At 33.7% G+C, this 22,285-nt stretch carries 22 protein-coding genes; 15 read left to right on the top strand and 7 right to left on the bottom strand.

Annotated features, from left to right (window positions below; genetic code table 11):
• Positions 1–22 precede the first annotated feature (22 nt).
• Both BUB95_RS00930 and BUB95_RS00925 read right to left on the bottom strand, forming a co-directional pair.
• Positions 23–793, bottom strand: coding sequence for an anti-sigma factor (locus BUB95_RS00930; protein WP_073081798.1), 771 nt, complete (start codon positions 791–793; stop codon positions 23–25).
• A gap of 9 nt (positions 794–802) precedes the next feature.
• Positions 803–1,351, bottom strand: coding sequence for an RNA polymerase sigma factor (locus BUB95_RS00925; RefSeq protein ID WP_073084996.1), 549 nt, complete (start codon positions 1,349–1,351; stop codon positions 803–805).
• A gap of 135 nt (positions 1,352–1,486) precedes the next feature.
• Between BUB95_RS00925 and BUB95_RS00920 the strand changes: the two genes are divergently transcribed.
• The 8 genes from BUB95_RS00920 to BUB95_RS00885 all read left to right on the top strand — a co-directional run bounded on the left by BUB95_RS00920 (position 1,487) and on the right by BUB95_RS00885 (position 9,342).
• The gene (locus BUB95_RS00920; protein WP_073081795.1) at positions 1,487–1,999 is read left to right on the top strand and encodes a fasciclin domain-containing protein; all 513 of its coding nucleotides are present in this window, start codon (positions 1,487–1,489) and stop codon (positions 1,997–1,999) included.
• Between the two features lie 168 nt (positions 2,000–2,167).
• On the top strand, positions 2,168–2,716 hold the full coding sequence (locus BUB95_RS00915) for a nucleotide exchange factor GrpE (RefSeq protein ID WP_073081792.1): 549 nt from the start codon (positions 2,168–2,170) through the stop codon (positions 2,714–2,716).
• A 7-nt stretch (positions 2,717–2,723) separates the two neighbouring features.
• Entirely contained in the window at positions 2,724–3,833 is a 1,110-nt protein-coding gene (gene dnaJ / locus BUB95_RS00910) for a molecular chaperone DnaJ (protein WP_073081789.1), read from the top strand.
• Positions 3,834–4,158: 325 nt separating this feature from the next.
• Positions 4,159–5,085, top strand: coding sequence for an ABC transporter ATP-binding protein (locus BUB95_RS00905; RefSeq protein WP_073081786.1), 927 nt, complete (start codon positions 4,159–4,161; stop codon positions 5,083–5,085).
• Positions 5,086–5,088: 3 nt separating this feature from the next.
• Positions 5,089–6,399, top strand: coding sequence for an ABC transporter permease (locus BUB95_RS00900; protein WP_073081783.1), 1,311 nt, complete (start codon positions 5,089–5,091; stop codon positions 6,397–6,399).
• A 3-nt stretch (positions 6,400–6,402) separates the two neighbouring features.
• Complete coding sequence (locus tag BUB95_RS00895; protein ID WP_073081780.1) at positions 6,403–7,284, top strand: mechanosensitive ion channel family protein; 882 nt, start codon at positions 6,403–6,405, stop codon at positions 7,282–7,284.
• Positions 7,284–8,177: a DUF6268 family outer membrane beta-barrel protein gene (locus BUB95_RS00890; protein WP_234969225.1), complete on the top strand. Its 894-nt coding sequence runs from the start codon at positions 7,284–7,286 to the stop codon at positions 8,175–8,177. Before BUB95_RS00895 ends, BUB95_RS00890 begins: the two co-directional genes overlap by 1 nt.
• A 1-nt stretch (position 8,178) precedes the next feature.
• Positions 8,179–9,342, top strand: coding sequence for a sigma-54-dependent transcriptional regulator (locus tag BUB95_RS00885; RefSeq protein ID WP_073081777.1), 1,164 nt, complete (start codon positions 8,179–8,181; stop codon positions 9,340–9,342).
• A 17-nt stretch (positions 9,343–9,359) separates the two neighbouring features.
• On the opposite strand, the gene BUB95_RS00880 is transcribed toward BUB95_RS00885, so the two are convergent.
• On the bottom strand, positions 9,360–10,109 hold the full coding sequence (locus tag BUB95_RS00880; protein WP_073081774.1) for a hypothetical protein: 750 nt from the start codon (positions 10,107–10,109) through the stop codon (positions 9,360–9,362).
• Positions 10,110–10,302: 193 nt separating this feature from the next.
• On the opposite strand from BUB95_RS00880, the gene BUB95_RS00875 reads away from it, so the two are divergent.
• Together BUB95_RS00875 and BUB95_RS00870 are read left to right on the top strand one after the other, a co-directional pair.
• Positions 10,303–11,181: a PPK2 family polyphosphate kinase gene (locus BUB95_RS00875; protein WP_073081771.1), complete on the top strand. Its 879-nt coding sequence runs from the start codon at positions 10,303–10,305 to the stop codon at positions 11,179–11,181.
• Positions 11,174–12,574 carry a M20/M25/M40 family metallo-hydrolase gene (locus tag BUB95_RS00870; protein ID WP_073081768.1) on the top strand — a complete coding sequence of 467 codons (1,401 nt, stop codon included), beginning with the start codon at positions 11,174–11,176 and terminating at the stop codon, positions 12,572–12,574. The genes BUB95_RS00875 and BUB95_RS00870 overlap by 8 nt, the downstream gene beginning before the upstream one ends.
• On the opposite strand, the gene BUB95_RS14265 is transcribed toward BUB95_RS00870, so the two are convergent.
• Positions 12,571–12,720 (bottom strand): hypothetical protein, encoded by a 150-nt coding sequence (locus BUB95_RS14265; protein WP_159432625.1) that lies wholly within the window; start codon positions 12,718–12,720, stop codon positions 12,571–12,573. The genes BUB95_RS00870 and BUB95_RS14265 overlap by 4 nt on opposite strands.
• Before the next feature lie 99 nt (positions 12,721–12,819).
• Here BUB95_RS14265 and BUB95_RS00865 point away from each other — a divergent pair, with 99 nt between their 5' ends.
• Positions 12,820–13,362: a hypothetical protein gene (locus tag BUB95_RS00865; protein ID WP_073081765.1), complete on the top strand. Its 543-nt coding sequence runs from the start codon at positions 12,820–12,822 to the stop codon at positions 13,360–13,362.
• Here the strand turns inward: BUB95_RS00865 and lysA are convergent.
• A complete protein-coding gene (gene lysA, locus BUB95_RS00860) occupies positions 13,359–14,561 on the bottom strand; it encodes a diaminopimelate decarboxylase (RefSeq protein WP_073081762.1) in 1,203 nt (400 codons plus the stop codon). The two genes, BUB95_RS00865 and lysA, sit on opposite strands and share 4 nt — an antisense overlap.
• Before the next feature lie 175 nt (positions 14,562–14,736).
• Here lysA and BUB95_RS00855 point away from each other — a divergent pair, with 175 nt between their 5' ends.
• The 3 genes from BUB95_RS00855 (at position 14,737) to sucC (ending at position 19,291) form a co-directional block, all read left to right on the top strand.
• Positions 14,737–16,371, top strand: a complete 1,635-nt coding sequence (locus BUB95_RS00855) for a peptidase associated/transthyretin-like domain-containing protein (RefSeq protein WP_073081759.1) — start codon at positions 14,737–14,739, stop codon at positions 16,369–16,371.
• 6 nt (positions 16,372–16,377) lie between these two features.
• On the top strand, positions 16,378–17,991 hold the full coding sequence (locus BUB95_RS00850; protein WP_073081756.1) for a carboxypeptidase-like regulatory domain-containing protein: 1,614 nt from the start codon (positions 16,378–16,380) through the stop codon (positions 17,989–17,991).
• 109 nt (positions 17,992–18,100) lie between these two features.
• Entirely contained in the window at positions 18,101–19,291 is a 1,191-nt protein-coding gene (sucC, locus tag BUB95_RS00845) for an ADP-forming succinate--CoA ligase subunit beta (protein WP_073081753.1), read from the top strand.
• 34 nt (positions 19,292–19,325) lie between these two features.
• On the opposite strand, the gene BUB95_RS00840 is transcribed toward sucC, so the two are convergent.
• Complete coding sequence (locus BUB95_RS00840) at positions 19,326–19,583, bottom strand: DUF1456 family protein (protein WP_073081751.1); 258 nt, start codon at positions 19,581–19,583, stop codon at positions 19,326–19,328.
• A gap of 180 nt (positions 19,584–19,763) precedes the next feature.
• On the opposite strand from BUB95_RS00840, the gene BUB95_RS00835 reads away from it, so the two are divergent.
• The gene (locus BUB95_RS00835; RefSeq protein ID WP_073081749.1) at positions 19,764–20,165 is read left to right on the top strand and encodes a hypothetical protein; all 402 of its coding nucleotides are present in this window, start codon (positions 19,764–19,766) and stop codon (positions 20,163–20,165) included.
• 95 nt (positions 20,166–20,260) lie between these two features.
• Here the strand turns inward: BUB95_RS00835 and uvrB are convergent, their stop codons facing one another.
• Positions 20,261–22,267 (bottom strand): excinuclease ABC subunit UvrB, encoded by a 2,007-nt coding sequence (gene uvrB, locus BUB95_RS00830; protein WP_073081747.1) that lies wholly within the window; start codon positions 22,265–22,267, stop codon positions 20,261–20,263.
• Positions 22,268–22,285 lie beyond the last annotated feature (18 nt).

Raw genomic sequence — 22,285 nt, 5'->3', positions numbered from 1 at the left:
AAAATAATATCGAGAACCTTACTTAATCTAAATACACATTAGAAATTAAACGCTCAACCGTTGGGTGGTCGTTTCCGCCTGCTGGTTCAATAGTAATATTGAGTGATTCGGCATTATCGATATAATTCATCACCATTAACTGCTTATCTTTAGAGATAACGCCCATGTTTATCATTTCGCCATTTACATCTGCCCACATTTGGTAATCATGGTCTTGGTCGAGCTCAGGAAGTTTTTCAGTATTTACTATTACAATTTTATTGGTGTGGTTGACGTAGCTCACAATTTTTGCTTCTGGAGATTTAATATTTCCCCTCAAAATATATTGCTCTGTATCAGGATTAGAAATAGCGGCGTACCATTTGTTGGTTTCGTTATAATTTTCAGTTAAGCCTTCCAAATCTTCTTGTAGCGCTTCTTTTGTTTGATTTACAATTTCAAAATCTTGTTTTACACTATTCAATTCAGAGTACAACCAAATAGAACTGAGTAGGAAAAATGCAGCAAAACTTGCAGCTATACCTAGCCAGAATTTATAAGAGTTAGGTTTTTCTTCAACTGATTCATTAGAGTTGCTAACCTTAGTAAGAAGGTTTACTTTAACCCCAACAGGTGGAGCAATAGCATTCTCGAGACCTATTTTTTCAAAATTTGTTTCAATAACCTCAAGTTCCGAAGCAATGTTTTTATCAGACATACGAAGTTGCTCAATAGCTTGCTCTTCTGTAGCACTGAGTTCGCCTAGAACGTATTGTTCTAATATCCCTTCTTTTAATATGTTCTCTTTTGTCATCTTCATCTTCTATTTCAACATCATAAACAATACCGTTAATGCACCACCATAATTAGCTTTTAGTTTTTTTAAAGCCTGTTGTATGTAAGACTTAAATGTTCCTAGAGGAACCTCCATTTCTTCATGTGCTTCTCGATGCGTTAAACCATTAAAATATACTAATTCTATTGCTTTTTGATGGTGCTCTTCTAATTGACTTACAGCACCTTTCAGCTTTAGAAATTCATTCTCAAATTTCACAGGTTCTTCCTCAATTCTATATACACTTAAATCTTCTTTTTGGATGAGTATATCGCGTTTTCTTATAAAATTTAACACTTTATTTTTCGCTATGCGGTAAGCCCAAGTGTAAAAGCGTCCTTTTTCTGCACTATACTGATGGGATTTATCCCATATAGTTATAAATGTTTCCTGTAAAAGGTCTTGAGCAATGCCTTCATCTTTAATCATTTTAAGAATCACGCTATAAAGTGCACCAGAATAATTATCGTAGAGTTTAGATAACGCACGCTCGTCATTAGCTTGTAGTTGTTTAATAAGAAGTGCGTTGTCTTGCATTAATGTTAAAGATTTGCCAAATATATCCATCTGCTCATCCAAGGCAAATAGTGTTGTGTAAATATAAATGAAAGCACATCAAAACGAAAAAAATGTGCCTAAAACATTTAACTAATAACCCTTAAAACAAAAATTATGAAAAAGGTAGTATTTATTTTTAGTATGGTAGCAGCATTAACATTTAGCACTGCAGCTACAGCTCAAAAAACAATTGTAGACGTTGCAGTAGGAAATAAAGATTTCTCAACATTAGTAACGGCATTAAAAGCTGCAGATTTAGTATCCGCTCTTCAAGGAGATGGTCCTTTTACTGTATTTGCACCAACAAACGCAGCTTTTGATAAGATTGACAAAGAAGCATTAGGAAACTTGCTAAAGCCAGAAAACAAAAAAGCTTTAGCTAATGTGTTAACATACCATGTAGTACCAGCTAAATTGATGGCTAGTGATGTGGTTGCAGCATTAAAAAAGAACAACGGAAAGGTAGAGGTCAAAGGACTTAACGGACAAGTATTAACTGTGATGTCTAAAGACGGAAAAATCTGGTTGAAAGACCAAAACGGTAATTACAGTGAAATAGTGGCAACAGATGTAAAGGCGAGTAATGGTGTAATTCACGTAATTGACACAGTAGTAATGCCTAAATAGTTAGATTAGGAAAAACTGCTATGAAGAAGAGAGACACCTGCTGAAAAGTAGGTGTTTTTTTATGAAATAAACCGAAGTAAAAAAAAGCTGTGACATTTTGACATTTTCTGAATATTGGCAGTACTTTTGCCATCTCTAAATCGAAGATTTAAAAATTAGTCTAAAACAATGGGCAAAAAAGATAAAAACCAAGAGGTAGAAGAGCCTCAAGTTGAAGCTACAACAACAGAGACTGTTGAAGAAAATAAGGTGGAAGAAAAAAAATCACCTGAAGAACAATTACAAGACGAACTCGCAGCAGAAAAAGACAAATTTATGCGTTTGTTTGCAGAGTTTGAAAATTATAAGAAGCGTACAACTAAAGAACGTATTGAGCTATTTAAAACAGCAAGTCAAGACCTCATGGTAGCTATGCTTCCAGTACTTGATGATTTTGAACGTGCCTTGATGCATATCGAAGAAGATAAAGAAGCTGAAGAATTGCGTAAAGGGGTTTTGTTAATTTATAACAAATTAATTAACACACTAGAGCAAAAAGGTTTATCAAAAATCGAAGTTAATAAAGGTGATGATTTCAATGCAGACGACCACGAAGCTGTTACACAAATACCTGCTCCTAGTGAAGATTTAAAAGGGAAAATCATCGATGTTGTAGAACGCGGTTATAAGCTAGGAGATAAAGTCATTCGTTTTCCAAAAGTGGTTATCGGACAATAATTAAGTGATGAAAGAAGATTTTTACGACATATTAGGTGTTAGCAAAAGCGCATCTGCAGCGGAGATAAAGAAGGCCTACAGAAAAATGGCTTTAAAATACCATCCAGATAAAAATCCGGATGATAAAGAAGCTGAAGAAAAATTCAAAAAAGCAGCTGAAGCTTACGAAGTTTTAGGTAACGAAGATAAACGTGCCAAATATGACCAATTTGGTCACCAAGCTTTTGAAGGTGGTGGCTTTGGCGGTGGTGGTATGAATATGGACGACATATTTAGCCAGTTTGGTGATATCTTCGGTGGTGCTTTCGGCGGTGGTGGTTTCAGTGGTTTTGGTGGCGGCGGACGTCGAGTGGTTAAAGGTAGTAACCTTCGTATTCGAGTAAAGCTTACTCTAGAAGACATTGCAAATGGTGTTGAGAAGAAGATAAAAGTAAAGCGTAAAGTTCAAGCAGAAGGAGTTACTTATAAAACCTGTAGTACATGTAATGGCCAAGGTCAAGTTACACGTGTGACTAATACCATTTTAGGGCGTATGCAAACTGCTACGGCTTGCCCTACCTGTGGAGGCGCTGGTCAAAGTCTAGATAAAAAACCTTCTGAAGCTGATGCACAAGGTTTAGTTGCTAAAGAAGAAACTGTTAGTGTAAAAATACCTGCTGGTGTTGTAGATGGTATGCAGCTAAAAGTTACTGGAAAAGGTAATGCAGCTCCTGGTAATGGAATTTCGGGAGACCTATTAGTAGCTATCCAAGAAGAAGACCATCCAACATTAAAGCGCGAAGGCGATAATTTACATTACGATTTGTATGTAAGTTTACCCGATGCTGTATTGGGCTCATCAACAGAGATTGATACAGTAACAGGAAAAGTGCGTATCAAAATTGAGCCAGGTGTTCAGTCTGGTAAAATTTTACGTTTAAGAGGAAAAGGGATACCTAGTATTAATGGATATGGAAAAGGAGATTTACTAGTTCACGTTAATGTGTGGACTCCAAAAACCTTAAACAAAAAACAAAAAGAATTTTTTGAAAGTATGCGAGAAGATGAACATTTTCAGCCAAAACCTGAAAGTGGAGACAAATCCTTTTTCGAAAAAGTAAAGGATATGTTTTCTTAAAATATACTTCAATATCATAAAAAAGAGTATATTTGAATTATCGCTAATGCTAATTAGCGGTAATTTTTCTTTTTCATAGCAATTTTTTCCCATCCTTATTTAATTATAAGGGTGGGTTTTGTTTTCTTGACCTGAACTTGTTTCAGGTTCTCATATATCTTATTTCAGTTTTTTTAATTCATTTTTATAGTCTTACTCTGATTTACAACTCCTTTTGTCTCATTTTGTTTAACTTTTAATAGGATTAACATATGTGGTTTTAATCTTATTATTCCGTTTAACATTTAATATATTTACGCTTCTAAGAAAAATTGAATCATTACGTATGAGTAAATTGTTGGTAGCTGAATCTGTTTCCAAAAATTTTGGAGATTTCAGAGCCCTTAATAATGTATCTATTGCAGTACCCAAAGGAAGTATATTTGGGTTACTTGGTCCTAATGGCGCTGGAAAAACCACATTAATCCGAATCATTAATCAAATAACTATGCCTGATGAAGGTAGGGTTCTACTTGATAATCAGCCTTTACAGCCAGAGCATATCAGAGATATTGGTTATTTACCAGAGGAGCGCGGATTGTATAAGTCTATGAAAGTAGGAGAGCAGGCACTTTATTTGGCACAACTTAAGGGAATGTCTAAGGCTGATGCTAAAAAGCAATTGAAATTATGGTTCGATAAATTTGAAATTGGAGATTGGTGGAATAAGAAAATACAAGAATTAAGTAAAGGCCAGGCACAAAAAATTCAATTTGTAGTTACTGTACTGCATAGACCTAAGTTGCTAATTTTTGATGAACCCTTTTCTGGTTTTGACCCTATAAATGCTAATCTTATTAAAGACGAAATTTTAAAACTTAGAGAAGAAGGCGCAACAGTGATTTTCTCTACACATCGTATGGAATCTGTAGAAGAGTTATGCGACCATATTGCTTTAATTCACAAGTCTAATAAAGTTTTGGATGGAAACTTAGTTGACATTAAACGTCAGTTTAAATCTAACACTTTCGAAGTTGGTTTACAATCTAACAATAGCGAATCTGTTATTAATGAGATTAAAGATAAGTTTGAAGTTTTACCAGCAACCTTCAAAAATGTCTATGATGATGTTAAGCTGAATGTAAAGATTACCCCAGAAACTTCGCCCAACGATTTATTGTCGTTTTTAACATCTAAAGCAGAGGTACATCATTTTGTAGAAGTGATTCCCTCGGCTAGTGATATTTTTATTCAAACCGTAAAAAATAATTAAGGAATGAATCATCTACCACTCATCATAAAACGCGAATATCTAAATAAGGTTAGAAATAAATCTTTTATTATAATGACATTTTTAAGTCCACTTATTATGGTGGCACTTATCAGTGTTGTTGCTTATTTGGCACAACTAAATAATGATAAAAAAAGGACCATTTCAATCTTAGATGAATCTGGACTCTTTAAAGATGTCTTTGAGAACACAGAGAATACAACTTATAATTACATTAACGGAACAGCATTAGAGGATGCAAAATCTTTTGTAAAAAAAGAAGAGCAATACGGACTCCTTTATGTAGGTAATGGAGATTTAGAAGCTGTTTCTAAATCTGTGAGTTTCTATTCTGAAGAGTCTCCTTCTTTGACCATTATGTCTAGTTTAGAAAACAAGATTGAACGAAAGCTCAGGGAATTAAAACTCATTTCTAATGGTTTAGATATTGACCAAATTGAAAACTCTAGAGCTAACATAAGTATATCACAAGAAAGTTTCGATGGACAAAAGAGTTCAAAGATTGATAATATTTTCAAGTTAGCCTTTGGTGGAATAGCAGGGTATTTATTATTCATGTTTATCATTATTTACGGTAACATGATTATGCGAAGTATTATTGAAGAGAAAACAAGCCGAATCATTGAGGTTATTATATCTTCAGTAAAGCCAATCCAGCTCATGATGGGTAAAATTATTGGTACATCCTTAGCGGGTGTTACTCAATTTGCCATTTGGATTATTCTTTTGGGTATTCTTACTACAGTTGTGAGTATGGTTTTTGGTGTGGATTTATCAGCAGCTCAAGGGCAACAACAAGAGATTGTTCAGCAGGCTATGGAAAATCCTGCAATGCAAAACGAAATTAATTTAGCAGTACAATCCTTTCAAAACTTACCGCTCGCAAACCTTATTATAGCTTTCTTATTGTTTTTTATTAGCGGTTATTTATTGTACAGCTCTTTATATGCCGCAGTAGGTGCAGCAGTTGATAACGAAACTGATACGCAACAATTTATGTTACCTATATTAATGCCATTAATTTTAGCTGTTTATGTAGGTGTGTTCACTGTAATTGACGACCCGCACGGAACAGTCTCAACCGTTTTTTCTTTTGTACCTTTTACATCTCCAGTTGTTATGCTTATGCGCATACCTTTTGGAGTTCCGTTATGGCAGCAATTAGTTAGTTTATTATTGCTTGTAGGTACTTTTATGTTTACCGTTTGGTTTGCTGCAAAAATCTACCGCGTAGGAATCTTAATGTATGGTAAGAAACCTAGCTATAAAGAAATATTTAAATGGATAAAATATTAAGGAATGAAGTTTCAGGATTTAGATAAAATAGAAGAAGCAATTACCGAAAGTAGCGTTTGGGAAAATATTAGGTCATTTCTAGATTTACATGTAGACTTAACTAAAGAGATATCAATATCTGTTATGGATTTATTGATTCTTGTTACTGTAATTTTTGTAACGACTATTTTTCTAAGAATTGTTTACAAGATTTTTACGCGCAAAATACCAGAACATGATACAGGTAAGTTTCAGGTGGTCTTTGGTTATTTTAGATGGTTAGTTTATCTAGTTATTCTTTTAGTTACATTAGATTCAATAGGAATTAACCTTAACGCTGTTTTTGCAGCATCGGCAGCATTATTAATTGGTGTTGGTTTGGCTCTTCAAACATTTTTTCAGGATATTATTTCTGGAGTATTTATCCTCATAGACCAATCTGTACACGTTGGAGATATTATTGAAATAGACGGAAAAGTTGGGCGAGTTGAAGAAATAAAATTGAGAACTACACGTGCAGTAACTATAGATAATAAAGTTCTTGTTATTCCAAACCATCTATACTTAACAAATACACTTTACAATTGGACACAAAATGGAACCCTTACAAGAGAAAGTGTTGAGGTTGGCGTTGCTTATGGGAGCGATGTAGAATTAGTAAAAAAGTTATTGATAGAGGCAGCTAAGAGTCATGAGTCTGTTTTAGATTTTCCAGAGCCTTTAGTTTTGTTTACAAATTTTGGTGATAGCTCTTTAAATTTTAGATTAATCTTCACATTAGATGATAGTTTTATTGGCGCTATTCCAAAAAGTGATATCCGATTTGCTATTAACAAGCTATTTGCAGAGAATAATATTTCAATTCCATTTCCGCAGAGAGATATACATATTAAGCAAGGTAAATAATGCAGCTAAAGTCAGATTTTCGTTATTCACTTTTTGTATTCATTATTTGTGTTTTTGCATGTAATAATGCTACAGCTCAACTTACAGATTTAGCACGTTTAGAATATTCATTTATACCTAGTAGTAATTCTGAAGACCAGTATACAAGGCTAAGAGCTTTATTAAATTATCCAATAAAGGTTGGAGAGGAAAATTACCTTGTTGTCGGAGCAGAATATAATCGAATATTACTAAATCTTGAAGAAGACTACCCCTTTAATACTGAAGAATTAAGCGCATTGAATATTATTGATTTAAATCTAGGTTACACTTTTAAAACAGGAGAAAATACAAGACTAGGTTTTAAAATCAATCCACGTATTGCCTCTACACTAAATGGTACGGTGACTATGGATGATGTGTTTCTTAATGGAGGCGTATTTTACATTAAAGACAGAACTAAAGCAGACGATTTAAAAAGACCTTATAGATTAGTATTAGGATTGACTTATAACACAACAGCGGGAATTCCATTTCCCTTACCATTTGTCAATTACTTTAGGAGGATTAATAAAAATTGGTCATTTAGTGCTGGGGTTCCAAAATCTAATCTCAAGTATTATTTTAACGATAGCAGTATTCTACAGCTATTTACTTCTCTTGATGGTTATTTTGCTAATCTTCAGAGTCCCATTGTCATTAATGGGAAAGAAGCATCAAATATATCTTTATCTGTAGCCGTAGGAGGACTTGGGTACGAATATTGCTTTACAGATAATCTAGTAGCTTATTTATACTCTGGATATACATTCAGGCTTAACAATATTCTTAGAAATGAAGATAGAGACAATATTTTTCAATTAAATCAGAGAAATGCTTTTTATCTTAGAACAGGAATAAAATTCAAAATATAGTATGCAACATATTTTAATTATTGAAGATGAAGCGGCTATTCGCCGTGTATTAGTAAAAATTCTTTCTGAAGAGAGTGATACCTATTCAGTTGAAGAAGCTGAAGATGGCCTCGCTGGTGTAGAAATGATAAAAAAGAAAGATTACGACCTTGTGCTTTGCGATATTAAAATGCCAAAGATGGATGGTGTTGAAGTACTCGAAGCTGTAAAAAAGATAAAACCAGAAACTCCAGTAGTTATGATTTCTGGCCATGGCGACTTGGATACTGCTGTAAATACAATGCGTTTGGGCGCTTTTGATTATATCTCTAAACCACCAGATTTAAACCGTTTATTAAATACAGTACGTATTGCTTTAGACCGAAAAGAACTGGTGGTTGAGAACAAACGCTTAAAAAAGAAAGTGTCCAAAAAATACGAGATGATTGGAGATAGTCCAGCCATTGGTCGTATTAAAGAAATGATAGATAAAGTAGCGCCAACTGATGCTCGTGTTTTAGTCACTGGACCAAACGGAACGGGTAAAGAGTTAGTCGCACATTGGTTACATCAAAAAAGTGAACGCAGTAAAGGCCCAATGATTGAGGTTAATTGTGCGGCAATTCCTAGCGAATTAATTGAAAGCGAATTATTTGGTCACGTAAAAGGCGCTTTTACATCTGCAGCAAAAGACCGAGCAGGTAAGTTTGAAGCGGCCAATGGCGGTACCATTTTTCTTGATGAAATTGGCGATATGAGCTTATCTGCCCAAGCAAAAGTATTACGTGCACTTCAAGAAAGTCGTATTCAACGTGTGGGGAGTGATAAGGATATAAAAGTGGATGTTAGAGTTGTAGCCGCTACAAACAAAAACCTGAAAAAGGAGATTGAAGACGGCAAATTCCGTGAGGATTTATATCATCGTTTAGCTGTGATTTTGATTGAAGTCCCTGCCTTAAACGACAGACGAGAAGATATTCCACTATTAGTCAATCATTTTGCTAAGAAAATTTCAGAAGAGCAGGGTACGGCAAGCAAAACCTTCTCGGATAAAGCCATAAAATTACTTCAAGATTACGATTGGACTGGTAATATACGAGAGTTGCGTAACGTTGTAGAACGTTTAATTATTCTTGGTGAAAAAGAAGTTAGTGAAACCGATGTTAAATCTTTTGCATCAAAATAGAAGTGATGTACAGAGCTCTATTTTAATTTGCATTCATTAAGAAGAGCCATATAATCTTCTGTCATTTCTATAGTTTTACTTAGATAAAAGTCTTTGAGGTCGTCAAGAGTTTTATTTAGCAAACTTGAGATTTCTTCAGTATTATATTTTAAGGTAGCATTGCATTCGCAGGCCTTCAGGGAATTATTGTAGGCTTTTGTATTTGTTTCAATAACCTTTTGGTTAGTAGTTATAAAGCTTTGTTTCTTTAATTCTAATTTCTTTTTGTTTTGTTCTGCTAATTTTAGTTTTAGTTCACGTTCTTTTTGTTCTAATACTTCTTGTTGCTGTTTTAACAGTGCTTGTTGTTGCTCTATTTCAGATAGATTAACACTTTCTGAAACTTCAACTATTGAAACGGTCTCAATTTCATTATTAGTACAAAGATTAAATGCATTAAAAATTTCAGTGCTGGTTTCTTCAACTTTAATAAGATGTGCTTTTGCTGTTGCAAAATCTTCGGTTAGTAATGCAGATTCTAGGTGAATAACTACACTTTGCGATAAGTCAAATGCGGTGTTACAATCTATGAATTCAGAGTTTTTAACCAATTGGTCAATAGCCGATTTAGAACGTCTAGCGTAGTATTTTAAGTTACCGAGATTAAAAGCTTTGTGTCCAGATACAGCGTTACGTCTACATTTTCCTAGAGTGACGTGCACATCTTCTTGGGCGTTAGAAAAAAAGAATAATAATAGTAATGGGATAAGTAGGTAGTGTTTTTTCATTATTTGTAGGTTTAGTTTGAGGTTAAAACGAAAATACTAAAATTAGAAAGTCAAACAATTTTATAAGTAAATATTCGACGTACTGCACATAGACCTGAAATTTTATCTTAATGCTGTAAAATAACTTTATGCTCATTTATAATTGCATTATATTTAAGGCATAATAGACTACAAAAAAGAAAATCTTATCCATATGAAAGAGATTACCATAGACGAATTTAGAATTTCAGCACCAATTAAAATCAATGAGCTTACCACTAAGTATAATTTAGAAGAGGAAGAGAAAGTCATTGAAAAGAAAATGAATAAGCTCAGTAAAAAGCTTGCTGATATTCAAAATACCATGTATGCGCATGGTAAATATTCGGTTTTAATGTGTATTCAAGGTATGGATACTGCAGGGAAGGATAGCTTAATAAGAGAGGTTTTTAAAGAATTTAATGTTAGAGGAATTGAAGCACACAGCTTTAAAAAACCAACCGATTTAGAGTTAAAACACGATTACCTATGGCGTCATTATTTGGCTCTACCAGCACGTGGAAAATTTGGAATTTTTAATCGTACACATTACGAAAATATACTTGTAACACGTGTGCATCCCAATTACTTAATGTACGAGAATATGCCAGATATCCAGTCAGTAGAAGATGTTACCGATGATTTTTGGCAACGTCGTTTTCAAGAAATAAATAATTTTGAAAAACACATTGCAGATAATGGAACAATTATTTTTAAGTTCTTTTTAAATTTATCAAAGGACGAGCAAAAAAACAGACTGTTACGTCGCTTAAACAAGCCAGATAAAAACTGGAAATTTGAAGCTGGGGATTTAAAAGAGCGCAAACTTTGGGACAAATATCAAGACTGTTACGAAGATGCGTTAAACAACACTTCCAAAGACCATGCACCATGGTTTAATATTCCCGCAGATAACAAGCCAACCGCGCGATATATCGTTGCAAAAATCTTGTACGATACGCTAAAAGAATACAAAGATATCGTTGAGCCAGTCATGCCAAATGAAGAAAAAGAAAATATAGAATTATATAAATCCCAATTAGAAAATGAATAGAATAGCAGCCACTTTTTTTACGTTTTTAAGCATTTCACTTTTTGCTCAAGACGATGCCGCAACATTAAAAAACATCTACAAACAATCCTTAACCAATGGGCAAAGCTACGCTTGGCTAGACCATTTGTCTAACGAAATCGGTGGTAGATTATCAGGGTCATTGAATGCTCAAAAAGCTGTAGAATATACAAAAGCTGAATTAGAAAAGTTAGGGCTTGATAAAGTTTGGTTACAAGAAGTTATGGTGCCAAAATGGGTAAGAGGCGAAAAAGAAGTTGGTTATTTTATGGCAAATGGAAAAAAATATGAAGTTAATATTTGCGCACTCGGTGGTTCAACAGCAACTTCTGATAAAGGTTTACAAGCCAAAGTTGTTGAGGTCAAAAGTTTTGAAGAGCTTGCTGAGCTTGGAGAAGAAAACGTAAAAGGCAAAATAGTATTTTTCAATGGTGCAATGCAAGCCGATTTAATCAATACGTTTGAGGCTTATGGTGGTTGCTCAAAGCAACGTTATGCTGGTGCTTATGAAGCTTCAAAATTAGGTGCTGTTGGTGTTATTGTAAGGTCATTAAATTTACGCCAGGACGATTTTCCTCATACAGGAAGTATGGGTTATTTAGACTTGCCAGAAGATAAACGTATTCCTTCAGCAGCGATAAGTACTAATGATGCTAAAAAGCTTTCGGAAATAATTGCAAGCGGAGCAAACCCAGAATTTTATTTCAAACAAAGCTGTAAACAATACGATGATGTTTTATCGTACAATGTTATTGGTGAAATTACAGGAAGTGAATTTCCAGATGAATATATGGTCGTTGGCGGGCATTTAGATTCTTGGGATTTGGGTGATGGTTCACATGATGATGGTGCAGGTGTTGTACAATCTATGGAAGTTTTGCGATTACTAAAAGAAAGCGGAATAAAACCAAAGCGAAGCATCCGTGTTGTATTATTTATGAATGAAGAAAATGGTCTTCGTGGTGGTCGTAAATACGCCGAGGTTGCCAAAGAAAAAGGTGAAAATCACATTTTTGCTTTAGAAAGCGATTCAGGTGGATTTACCCCAAGAGGTTTTAGTTTTGATTGTAGTGATGCTAATTTAGCTCAAATAGAGCAGTGGCGTAGTTTATTTAAGCCTTATCTTATCCATTTTTTCGAAAAAGGATACAGCGGTGCAGATATTGGTCCGCTTAAGAATGACAACATAGTTTTAGCGGGTTTAAGACCTGATTCTCAACGTTATTTCGATTATCATCATGCCTCTAATGATACATTCGATGCAGTTAATAAACGTGAATTAGAATTGGGTGCAGCCACAATGACGTCACTCGTATATTTGTTTGATAAATATGGTGTGAATCAAATTAAAAATGCACCTCAGATAAAAGACTAATTAGACTCTTTTTTAGCAATTTTTTGTTTTTGAAGTTCTTTTTGGCGTTTTTTAGCCAAAAGGTCTTCATTAAAATATACACCATCGCCATGCATGTCGGCTGGAGTTCTGTGAGTCATGTAATTTTCGTTTTTATCTTTTTTCATTTTTTCTTTTAATATAATATATTGAAGGCTTAATCTCCGTTAAAGAAAGTATAAATGGTCTTAAAGAAATATAAAATAATGTGTGTTGTATTGGTTTCAATGGTAGGAAATTCAGTTTTATTTGCGCAAAGCAAAAAAGAATTACCATACTACGAAGTACCAGAATACTCAAAAGAATTTACAGCAGGAACTATGGCAGCACGAATGGTTGATGCTTTGGGCTTTCGGTTTTACTGGGCGTCTAAAGATTTAACCGAAAAAGATTTAGCTTACAAGCTTAATTCTGATGGTCGTTCAACAGCTGAAACAATTGACCATATTTATGATTTATCTAAAATCATAGTCAATTCCACTTTAAAAAAGGCTAATTCTAGAGGTGAGAAAGAAGAAGTGACTTATGAAGAAAAACGTGCAGCAACCTTAAAGAATTTAAAAATTGCTGCAGATATTTTGCGCCAAAGTGACGATATTTCAGAATATAATATCATTTTCGGTGACCAAAAAATTCCATTTTGGAATCAAGTTAACGGACCAATAGCAGATGCCATTTGGCACTGCGGACAATTAGCTGTTTACAGACGTGTTACTGGGAATCCTATTAATCCAAAGGTGAATCATTTTACAGGAAAGGTTAGCAATTAAATATCAATCTCGACCTGTTTGTTTAAAATATCCTCAAATGTTTCTCTTTCTCTAATGAGATGCGCTTCGCCATTATGAATTAAAACTTCAGCAGGTCTGTAGCGCGAGTTGTAGTTGCTTGCCATTGTAAAGCAATAAGCACCTGCATTTTTAAAGCATAAAATATCACCTTCATTAATTTCTGAAATTCTACGGTTGTTAGCAAACGTATCCGTTTCGCAGATATAACCAACAACAGAATAAAAGCGCTCACGACCTTCAGGGTTTGAAATGTTTATAATCTCGTGCTGAGAACCATAAAGCATTGGTCGTATAAGATGATTAAAACCAGAGTCGATTTGTGCAAAAACAGTTGAGGTGGTTTGTTTAACCACATTCACTTTTGCCAAAAAGACTCCGGCTTCACTCACTAGAAATTTACCTGGCTCAAATGCCAAGGTTAATTCTTTTCCATAGCTAGAGCAAAATTCATTAAATCTTTTGGAGAGTTTTTCGCCGAGTTCTTCAATATTAGTTTCTATATCTCCAGTTTTGTATGGTACTTTAAAACCTGAACCAAAATCTATAAAGTCAAGATTTTTGAAGTTTTTTGCCGTTTCAAACAAAATTTCACTGGCGTAGAGAAATACATCAATATCTAAAATATCACTACCAGTATGCATGTGTATACCATTGATATTCATTCCTGTATTTTCAACAATACGCAACAACAATGGTATTTGGTGAATTGAAATCCCAAACTTACTATCAATATGTCCAACAGAAATATTAGTATTTCCTCCAGCCATCACGTGTGGGTTTATACGTATACAAACAGGAACTTTAGGATGTTTTGTGCCAAATTGCTCTAAAATTGAAAGGTTATCAATATTGATTTGAACACCCATTTCTGCCACTTCTTCAATTTCTTGCAATGACACGCCGTTTGGCGTAAATATCATAGATTCTGGAGCAAAGCCAGCTTTTAAACCTAATTTCACTTCTTGAATAGACACCGTATCTAATCCAGAGCCCAAAGAGTTAAATAACTTTAGGACTGAAATATTTGATAGTGCTTTCGCGGCGTAATTCAACTTTAAATTAGCCACTGAACTAAAAGCATTTTTTAATCTGTTGTATTGAGATATAATTTTGGCTGAATCATATACGTAAAGAGGACTTCCGTAATTTTTAGTTATTTTTAAGAGCATCTCTGTCATTGTTCAGTATTTCTAACAAATTTAATTTTAGAACTAAAATCAGTGATAACTTCATATTAAAAAAATCACATTTAAAACAAAATGTTAATTATATAACAAAAAAATGGCTATTTACTTTTATAATTTCTTTAGGAACAAGAGTAAGTGGTTAAAACTATCTTTGTAAGAAATTTTTATGAAAAGAAAATTACTATTTGTTTTATGTCTTATTCTTACCCTTTCCAATGTCTTCTCTCAAGAAGAACTTAAAATACAATTATCAAATTCTGAAACAAATGAACCCGTATCTTATGCAACAGTTAGATTCAAAGGTTCTAGTAGAGGTCTTATTGCAGATTATTATGGTCAGTTTAGGATACCTTACAAGGATTTAGACAGTGTTCCAAATTTGCTAATTTCTTCTTTAGGCTTTAAATCGATAGAAATCAATCCCAAAGAGCTGAAGTCAGAAGTTATTAGTATTGTAAAAATGGTTCCCCAAATAGAGACTCTAGAAACTATTATACTTAATGCTTCCAATAATGATAAGAAAAATGCTAGCGAACTGAGTTCTATAGTCAAAAATGGAAAGAAAATGCTTGCGAAAGAAATAGTCGTTAAAGCAATAAAACTTATACCTAAGAATCTTAGTAATAATCACCATTCTACCGTAGGATATTATAGAGATTATCAGATTGTGAATAATGAATATTATAATTTAAATGAAGCTATTTTAGAGCAGTTTGATAAAGGTATTACATCTCATAAGACATTAGAGCGCTACAACCAAGGAGCTTTTTATAGTTTTAAACAAAATCGAAATTTTCAGATTGACACCGTGTTGGCTAAGGCATACAATGAAGCTTCTAAGTTTATCGAAAATGCAACTATAGAAGCATTTGGGGGAAATGAATTGACAATACTTAATATTCACAACCCAATTAGAAACTACAATAGAAAATCTTTTTCTTACGTATATCAACTAAATGAAGACTTTGTAGTTAATCATGTTTTTAATAAAAAAGACATTCAATTTATTGATGATGAGCCTATAGTAAATATTTCGTTTACTACTCGTAAGCGTAAAATGAAAAAGCACTTTAATCACATCCAAGATAATGCAGCACAAAAAATAAGTAACTTGCATGATGTTGATGGAATCATATCAATATCTTTATTGGACTTTTCAATACATGATTTTAGTTATACCATGTATGATTCTAATAAATTAAATCCTTTATTTAATGTAAAAATAGAGTACAGGCGTTATGAGGATAAAATGTATCTTAATTATATAACATTTAACAACAGGTTTATCATTGAAGAAGGTCAAGATGTTTTTAGAGAGATAAGTGCCTTTTATGACAAAGAGCTAAATGCTTTTGAAGTAAAGTTTAATAATGAGATTGACAAATCTACTATTAAAACAAAAAATTTTAAAGTAAGATATAAAGGGAGACAAGCTTTTATTAAAGATGTCGAAATAGTTAGTAGTAGAGTAGTAAGAATCAACATAGCGGAATTTGATGATTTATTAACTAATGTCTATCCTAATGATATGGCAGACATTGATTTTAGAATAAGAAAAATTAAAGATGTTAATGGAGCTAAAATATATAAGAGAAGACGAGTAGTAGCTTATCAATTTAGGGAGTTTTTTGTTCAAGAAGTATTTCATGATAAAAAATTAAATAAAAATCTTAGTTTTATTTCTAAAGTTAGACCACTCTTTAAAGCTCCTCTAAACAAAGAGCTTGATGTAGGTTCTTACATTATTAATTCACCTCTAGAAAAAAGAAGACTTAAACCAGGAATTAATACTCAATTATAAAAACTTATGAGATCTGTTTCTATACTATTGTTAACGTTTTTTATCAGTTTACCATGTTTATCTCAACAAACAAAGGAAATTTGGGTTCAGCTTTTAGATGCAGAAACTAAAGAGCCAATTTCTTTTGCAACTGTATTATTTAAGGGAACAAGTAGAGGTGTTATCGCAGACTACGATGGCCAATTTAGGTTGCCTTTTGTAGATATTAACAATGTACCCGATTTAGTTGTTACGGCACTTGGCTATAACGATTTGGAGCTATCGCCTAAAACATTAAATCCAACTGAAATAAATATTGTGGAGATGTTACCACAAGCAGAATCTTTAGACGCTGTAATATTAAATGTTACCAAAAATAATAGACAAAAGGCTCTTAATGTTAGTGCCTTAATAAAGCAGAATAAGAAAATTTTAGGTAAAGAAATTGTACAGAAAGCTATTGATAGAATATCAGAAAACTTAGATGACAAGGCACATTCATTAATTGGGTATTACAGGGATTATCAATTGGTAAGTGATGAATATTTTAATTTAAACGAAGGTATCTTAGAACAGTTTGATGCTGGTATTACAACTAATAAAATTTCTAATGTTAATAATAGAAATGCATTTTATTCGCTACAGACTAATCCAGAATTTAAGAAAAGTGAACAATATGCAAAAGCCTATGATGGAGAAAGCAAGTATGTAGAGAACGCAGATTTATTGGCTTTTGGCGGAAATGAGTTGAGTATTCTTAATGTTCATAACCCCATAAGAAACTATAATCAAAACAGCTTTTCGTATGTTTATACATTAAATAAAGACTTTATTCCAAATCATATTTTTTCAAAAGAAGGTTTCGTTTTTGATGAGGACAATCCTATCGTTAATGTATCTTTTACTACACTAACAAATACAAGAAAAGGAGTTCAACAACGTGTGCAAGGTTCCTACAAGCCAACAAAGCTCAAGGTGTCTGGTGTAATCTCTATCTCGCTTAAAGACTATGCAATCCACGGATTTAATTACACGATGTATGATTTTAATCAGCGTAATCCTCTGTTTAATGTCAGGATAGAGTATAAGCAGCATGACCAAAAAATGTATCTCAATTATATCTCTTTTAATAACAGATTTACTGTTACAGACGATTTTGTATTTAGAGAAGAAAAGATAACCTATGACAAAGAAAGTCAGTCATTTGAAGTTCTTTTAAATAATGATGTAGAGTCAAAAAATATTAAAAAGCGAAATTTTAAGATAAAATTAGATGGCAAAAAGGTTATCGTCAAATCTATCAAAGTTATCAGTTCAAAACGGATTCAAGTTTTTATAAACGATTTTGATAATTCTCTATCTGAATTATTTGAAGACGATATGAAAAATCTCGAATTTGTAATAAAAGGAATTAAAGACGTTGGCGGAAGAAGTATCTATAAATCTCGGGAAGTTACAGGATACCAATTCAGAGAATTTTTCACGCAAGAAATTTTCAAAAATAAAGACTTAGATACAAGCCTTAAATTTGCAGCTAAAGGTCAATCACTTTTATATGCACCATTAAATGTTTTAGGAGATACAACACCTTATATAGTTAATTCGCCATTAGAGAAACGGCGTATGAATGTTCAGAATTAATTCTGTCTAAAATTGACAGAATTTTAAAAAGTATAATCTTATCAAAAAACAATTTGAGAAACGTTCTACTATCCTTATTTTTGCGCAACGAATAAATTTCTGATTACAAATGAATCTACACGAATATCAAGGAAAAGAATTATTAAGCAGTTTTGGTGTACGTATCCAACGTGGTATTGTAGCACAAACCGCTTCTGAAGCTGTTGATGCAGCTAAAAAATTAACTGAAGAAACCGGTACAGGTTGGCATGTTATAAAAGCACAAGTTCACGCTGGTGGACGTGGAAAAGGTGGTGGTGTTAAGTTAGCAAAAAACCTTAACGAAGTTGAAGAACTTGCAGGACAAATCATTGGTATGGATTTGGTAACACCACAAACTTCTGCAGAAGGTAAGCGTGTACACCAAGTTTTAGTTGCAGAAGATGTTTACTATCCTGGAGATAATGAGCCAGAAGAATATTACATGTCTGTTCTTTTAAATAGAGCAACAGGAAAAAATATGATTATGTATTCTACTGAAGGTGGAATGGATATCGAAACCGTTGCAGAAGAAACACCACATTTAATCTTTACAGAAGAGATTGATCCTGCTTTAGGGCTTTTAGGCTTTCAAGCGCGTCGTGTGGCATTTAATTTAGGTTTATCGGGTATAGCATTTAAAGAAATGACAAAGTTTGTTTCTGCATTGTATACGGCTTATGTTAAATCTGATGCTTCTTTATTTGAAATTAACCCTGTGTTAAAGACAAGTGATGATAAAATAATGGCAGTAGATTCTAAAGTAACTTTAGATGGCAATGCCTTATTTAGACATAAAGATTTAGCAGCTTTGCGTGATAAACGTGAAGAAAACCCTATTGAGGTTGAAGCTGGTGAACTAGGTCTTAATTACGTAGATTTAGATGGTAACGTTGGTTGTATGGTTAACGGTGCTGGTCTAGCAATGGCTACTATGGACTTGATTAAACAAGCTGGTGGTGAGCCTGCTAACTTCCTTGATGTTGGTGGTACCGCAGACGCAGCTAGAGTAGAAGCGGCCTTTAAAATTATACTTAAAGACCCTGCGGTAAAAGCTATTTTGATTAATATTTTTGGTGGAATTGTACGTTGCGACCGTGTAGCGCAAGGTGTTATTGATGCTTACAAAAATATGGGTAATATTAATGTACCAATTATTGTACGTTTACAAGGTACAAATGCAGACATTGCCAAAGAGTTAATTGATAATTCTGGATTAGATGTATTAAGTGCAACAGAATTTCAAGAAGCAGCAGATAAGGTGCAAGCTGTATTAGCTTAATCTTTGTTTTATATATAATAAAAAGAGCAACTAATTAGTTGCTCTTTTTTTGTGTTTTATTCTCACCTTTTTTGGGCATTGGACCTCGAAGATGAATAATGAGTCCGTTTAAAAAGTTACGTAAAATTTGGTCGCCACACTCCATATATTTTGGATGGTCTTCACGTCTAAAAAACGCATTAAGTTCACTTTTTGAAATTCTAAAATCTACAAGTGCCATAATCTTTACAATATCCTCATCTCGTAATTTATGAGCAACTCTTAATTTCTTAAAAATATCATTGTTAGTCATTTGAAATTGATTGTTTTACGTTTGTAAGCGTGGGTAAATTTCAGTAAGTCAGTATGATAAACGCTAAATATTACCGATAAAATGCCCTGAAATTTTCGACAAGATACAGTTTATGACTGACAATAAAATCTTACATCTATTTAAATTTGTATTATTCAAAAACCCTCGGCATACCCATTTATGATTAATCGCGTTGAAAAGTTGAGTTTGCTTTCTGAAATGATAGCATTTGCGCAGAAGGATGATAGCATTAAATCTATAGAGCATAAATTTCTATTAAGCATAGCTAAACAATTAGAAGTTTCTGAAGAAGATTTTAATTATCTATTCGAACATCCTGTTACTTATGTGAATCTAAAATCTCATAGTGAGCGTATTGTTCAATTTCATCGTTTGGTATTGCTCATGAATCTTAGTCCTGAAATTTCCCCAAAGCAGATTATAAGAATTTATAATTTTGGACTTAGAATGGGATTAAGCCAAGAATCAATAAATAGGGTATTAGACTTAATGGAAAGCTTTCCAAATAAAATTGTACCACCTGATTTTTTAATTGATATCTTTAAGGTACAATACAATTAAGTGAAACTTAAATTTCTCAAGGCTTCGCCTCAGAGTAATAAAATAGTTAAACTCATGCCGAACTTGCTTCGGTATCTCATGACAAATTACTTGGTTTATTTTACCTTCAATTTCTCCAAACGCTCTTGATATGCCGTAATCTCGTCTCTAAAGCGAGCCGCTTCCATAAAATCTAATGCTTTTGCTGCTTGCTCCATCTGCTTTCGTGTATCTCGTATTTTCTTTTCGAGCTCACCTTTGGTCAGATATTTACTTTCAGGCTCAGCTGCTAGTTTAGCATCTAATTCAGTTTTATAAGTACTTACAGAATTTTTTGCAAGTGCACTATCTAAACTCTTATTTAATGCTTTAGGAGTGATATTATTTTCGGTATTGTAAGCGATTTGTTTTTCGCGACGGTAATTGGTTTCATCAATGGTCTTTTGCATGCTATTGGTAATCTTATCTGCATACATAATAGCCTTACCATTAAGATTTCTTGCTGCTCTACCAACCGTTTGTGTTAATGAGCGATTGCTACGAAGAAACCCTTCTTTATCGGCATCTAGGATAGCAACTAAAGAAACCTCAGGTAAATCTAAGCCTTCACGAAGCAAATTAACGCCAACTAAAACATCAAAAATACCTTTACGTAAATCTTGCATAATTTCTACACGTTCCAAAGTATCTACATCACTATGGATATATCTACAACGTATAGCGATTCGGGTTAAATACTTTACCAATTCTTCCGCCATACGTTTGGTTAAAGTTGTCACCAATGTGCGTTCATCTTTTTCTACACGAGTTTGTATTTCTTCTATTAAATCATCTATTTGATTTAAGCTTGGACGTACTTCTATTATAGGGTCTAATAATCCTGTTGGTCTTATGACTTGCTCCACATAAACACCATCGGTCTTTTGCATTTCGTAATCTGCTGGTGTGGCAGAAACGTAAATCACTTGATTTTGTAGTGCTTCAAATTCTTCAAACTTCAATGGTCTGTTATCCATTGCAGCTGGCAAGCGGAAACCGTATTCGACCAAGTTTTCTTTTCGGCTTCTATCGCCACCATACATGGCATGCACTTGAGATATAGTCACGTGGCTTTCGTCAACGACCATTAAATAATCCTCAGGAAAATAGTCTAATAAGCAGAATGGTCGTGTGCCTGGTGCGCGACCGTCTAGATAGCGCGAATAATTTTCAATACCAGAGCAATAGCCTAATTCTCGGATCATTTCCAAATCAAATTCCGTACGCTCTTTTAGGCGTTTGGCTTCAAGATGTTTACCAATGTCTTTGAAGTAATCGTGTTGTTTTACCAAATCATCTTGAATGTCTTTTATGGCGTTATTCAGCACATCAGGAGACGTTACAAACATATTTGCAGGATAAATGTTCAATCTATCATAGCGCTCAATAATTTCTCGTGTATGCGGATTAAAAGCTTCAATTTCTTCAATTTCGTCTCCAAAAAAATGAATTCTGAAGGCATTATCAGAATATCCTGGGAATACGTCTACAGTATCACCTTTAATTCTGAAGTTTCCGTTTTTAAAATCAGCTTCGGTACGCGAATACAAACTTTGGACGAGCATGTGCAGTAACTTAGTCCTTGAAATCACTTGGTCGCGTTCTAAAGTTATAACGTTTTTTTGGAATTCAACAGGGTTTCCAATACCATACAAACAAGAAACAGAAGCCACTACCAAAACATCTCTACGACCCGAGAGTAGGGAAGATGTGGTACTGAGTCGCATCTTTTCAATTTCTTCATTTATAGACAAATCCTTTTCTATATAAACCCCAGAAACAGGAATATAGGCCTCAGGTTGGTAGTAATCGTAATAAGACACAAAGTATTCTACCGCATTGTCTGGAAAGAATTGCTTAAATTCGGAGTATAATTGTGCTGCCAAGGTTTTATTATGTGCCAGAACCAAAGTTGGTCGCTGTACTTCTTGAATAACATTAGCAACGGTGAAGGTCTTACCAGAACCTGTTACGCCGAGGAGCGTTTGATATCTTTCATTGCTGTTAATACCCTCAGCTAATTGTTTTATAGCTTGTGGTTGGTCACCAGTAGGTTTAAATTCGGATTCTATCTTAAAACGCATACTGCAAAGTTACGATAA

Source organism: Winogradskyella jejuensis, assembly GCF_900129745.1.
Classification (GTDB): domain Bacteria; phylum Bacteroidota; class Bacteroidia; order Flavobacteriales; family Flavobacteriaceae; genus Winogradskyella; species Winogradskyella jejuensis.
The sequence above is the reverse complement of the archived record's forward strand: the minus strand, read 5'-3'. Positions and strand labels throughout refer to the sequence as shown.

Coding starts and splice junctions, on each gene's coding strand:
- lysA (WP_073081762.1), bottom strand. CDS start 14,561: ATGACAGAGATGCTCTTAAAAATAACTAAAAATTACGGAAGTCCTCTT.
- BUB95_RS00880 (WP_073081774.1), bottom strand. CDS start 10,109: ATGAAAAAACACTACCTACTTATCCCATTACTATTATTATTCTTTTTT.
- BUB95_RS00920 (WP_073081795.1), top strand. CDS start 1,487: ATGAAAAAGGTAGTATTTATTTTTAGTATGGTAGCAGCATTAACATTT.
- BUB95_RS00915 (WP_073081792.1), top strand. CDS start 2,168: ATGGGCAAAAAAGATAAAAACCAAGAGGTAGAAGAGCCTCAAGTTGAA.
- BUB95_RS00875 (WP_073081771.1), top strand. CDS start 10,303: ATGAAAGAGATTACCATAGACGAATTTAGAATTTCAGCACCAATTAAA.
- BUB95_RS00840 (WP_073081751.1), bottom strand. CDS start 19,583: ATGACTAACAATGATATTTTTAAGAAATTAAGAGTTGCTCATAAATTA.
- BUB95_RS00930 (WP_073081798.1), bottom strand. CDS start 793: ATGACAAAAGAGAACATATTAAAAGAAGGGATATTAGAACAATACGTT.
- BUB95_RS00890 (WP_234969225.1), top strand. CDS start 7,284: ATGCAGCTAAAGTCAGATTTTCGTTATTCACTTTTTGTATTCATTATT.
- BUB95_RS00855 (WP_073081759.1), top strand. CDS start 14,737: ATGAAAAGAAAATTACTATTTGTTTTATGTCTTATTCTTACCCTTTCC.
- BUB95_RS14265 (WP_159432625.1), bottom strand. CDS start 12,720: ATGAAAAAAGATAAAAACGAAAATTACATGACTCACAGAACTCCAGCC.
- BUB95_RS00865 (WP_073081765.1), top strand. CDS start 12,820: ATGGTAGGAAATTCAGTTTTATTTGCGCAAAGCAAAAAAGAATTACCA.
- uvrB (WP_073081747.1), bottom strand. CDS start 22,267: ATGCGTTTTAAGATAGAATCCGAATTTAAACCTACTGGTGACCAACCA.
- sucC (WP_073081753.1), top strand. CDS start 18,101: ATGAATCTACACGAATATCAAGGAAAAGAATTATTAAGCAGTTTTGGT.
- BUB95_RS00870 (WP_073081768.1), top strand. CDS start 11,174: ATGAATAGAATAGCAGCCACTTTTTTTACGTTTTTAAGCATTTCACTT.
- dnaJ (WP_073081789.1), top strand. CDS start 2,724: ATGAAAGAAGATTTTTACGACATATTAGGTGTTAGCAAAAGCGCATCT.
- BUB95_RS00925 (WP_073084996.1), bottom strand. CDS start 1,351: ATGCAAGACAACGCACTTCTTATTAAACAACTACAAGCTAATGACGAG.
- BUB95_RS00905 (WP_073081786.1), top strand. CDS start 4,159: ATGAGTAAATTGTTGGTAGCTGAATCTGTTTCCAAAAATTTTGGAGAT.
- BUB95_RS00900 (WP_073081783.1), top strand. CDS start 5,089: ATGAATCATCTACCACTCATCATAAAACGCGAATATCTAAATAAGGTT.
- BUB95_RS00895 (WP_073081780.1), top strand. CDS start 6,403: ATGAAGTTTCAGGATTTAGATAAAATAGAAGAAGCAATTACCGAAAGT.
- BUB95_RS00885 (WP_073081777.1), top strand. CDS start 8,179: ATGCAACATATTTTAATTATTGAAGATGAAGCGGCTATTCGCCGTGTA.
- BUB95_RS00850 (WP_073081756.1), top strand. CDS start 16,378: ATGAGATCTGTTTCTATACTATTGTTAACGTTTTTTATCAGTTTACCA.
- BUB95_RS00835 (WP_073081749.1), top strand. CDS start 19,764: ATGATTAATCGCGTTGAAAAGTTGAGTTTGCTTTCTGAAATGATAGCA.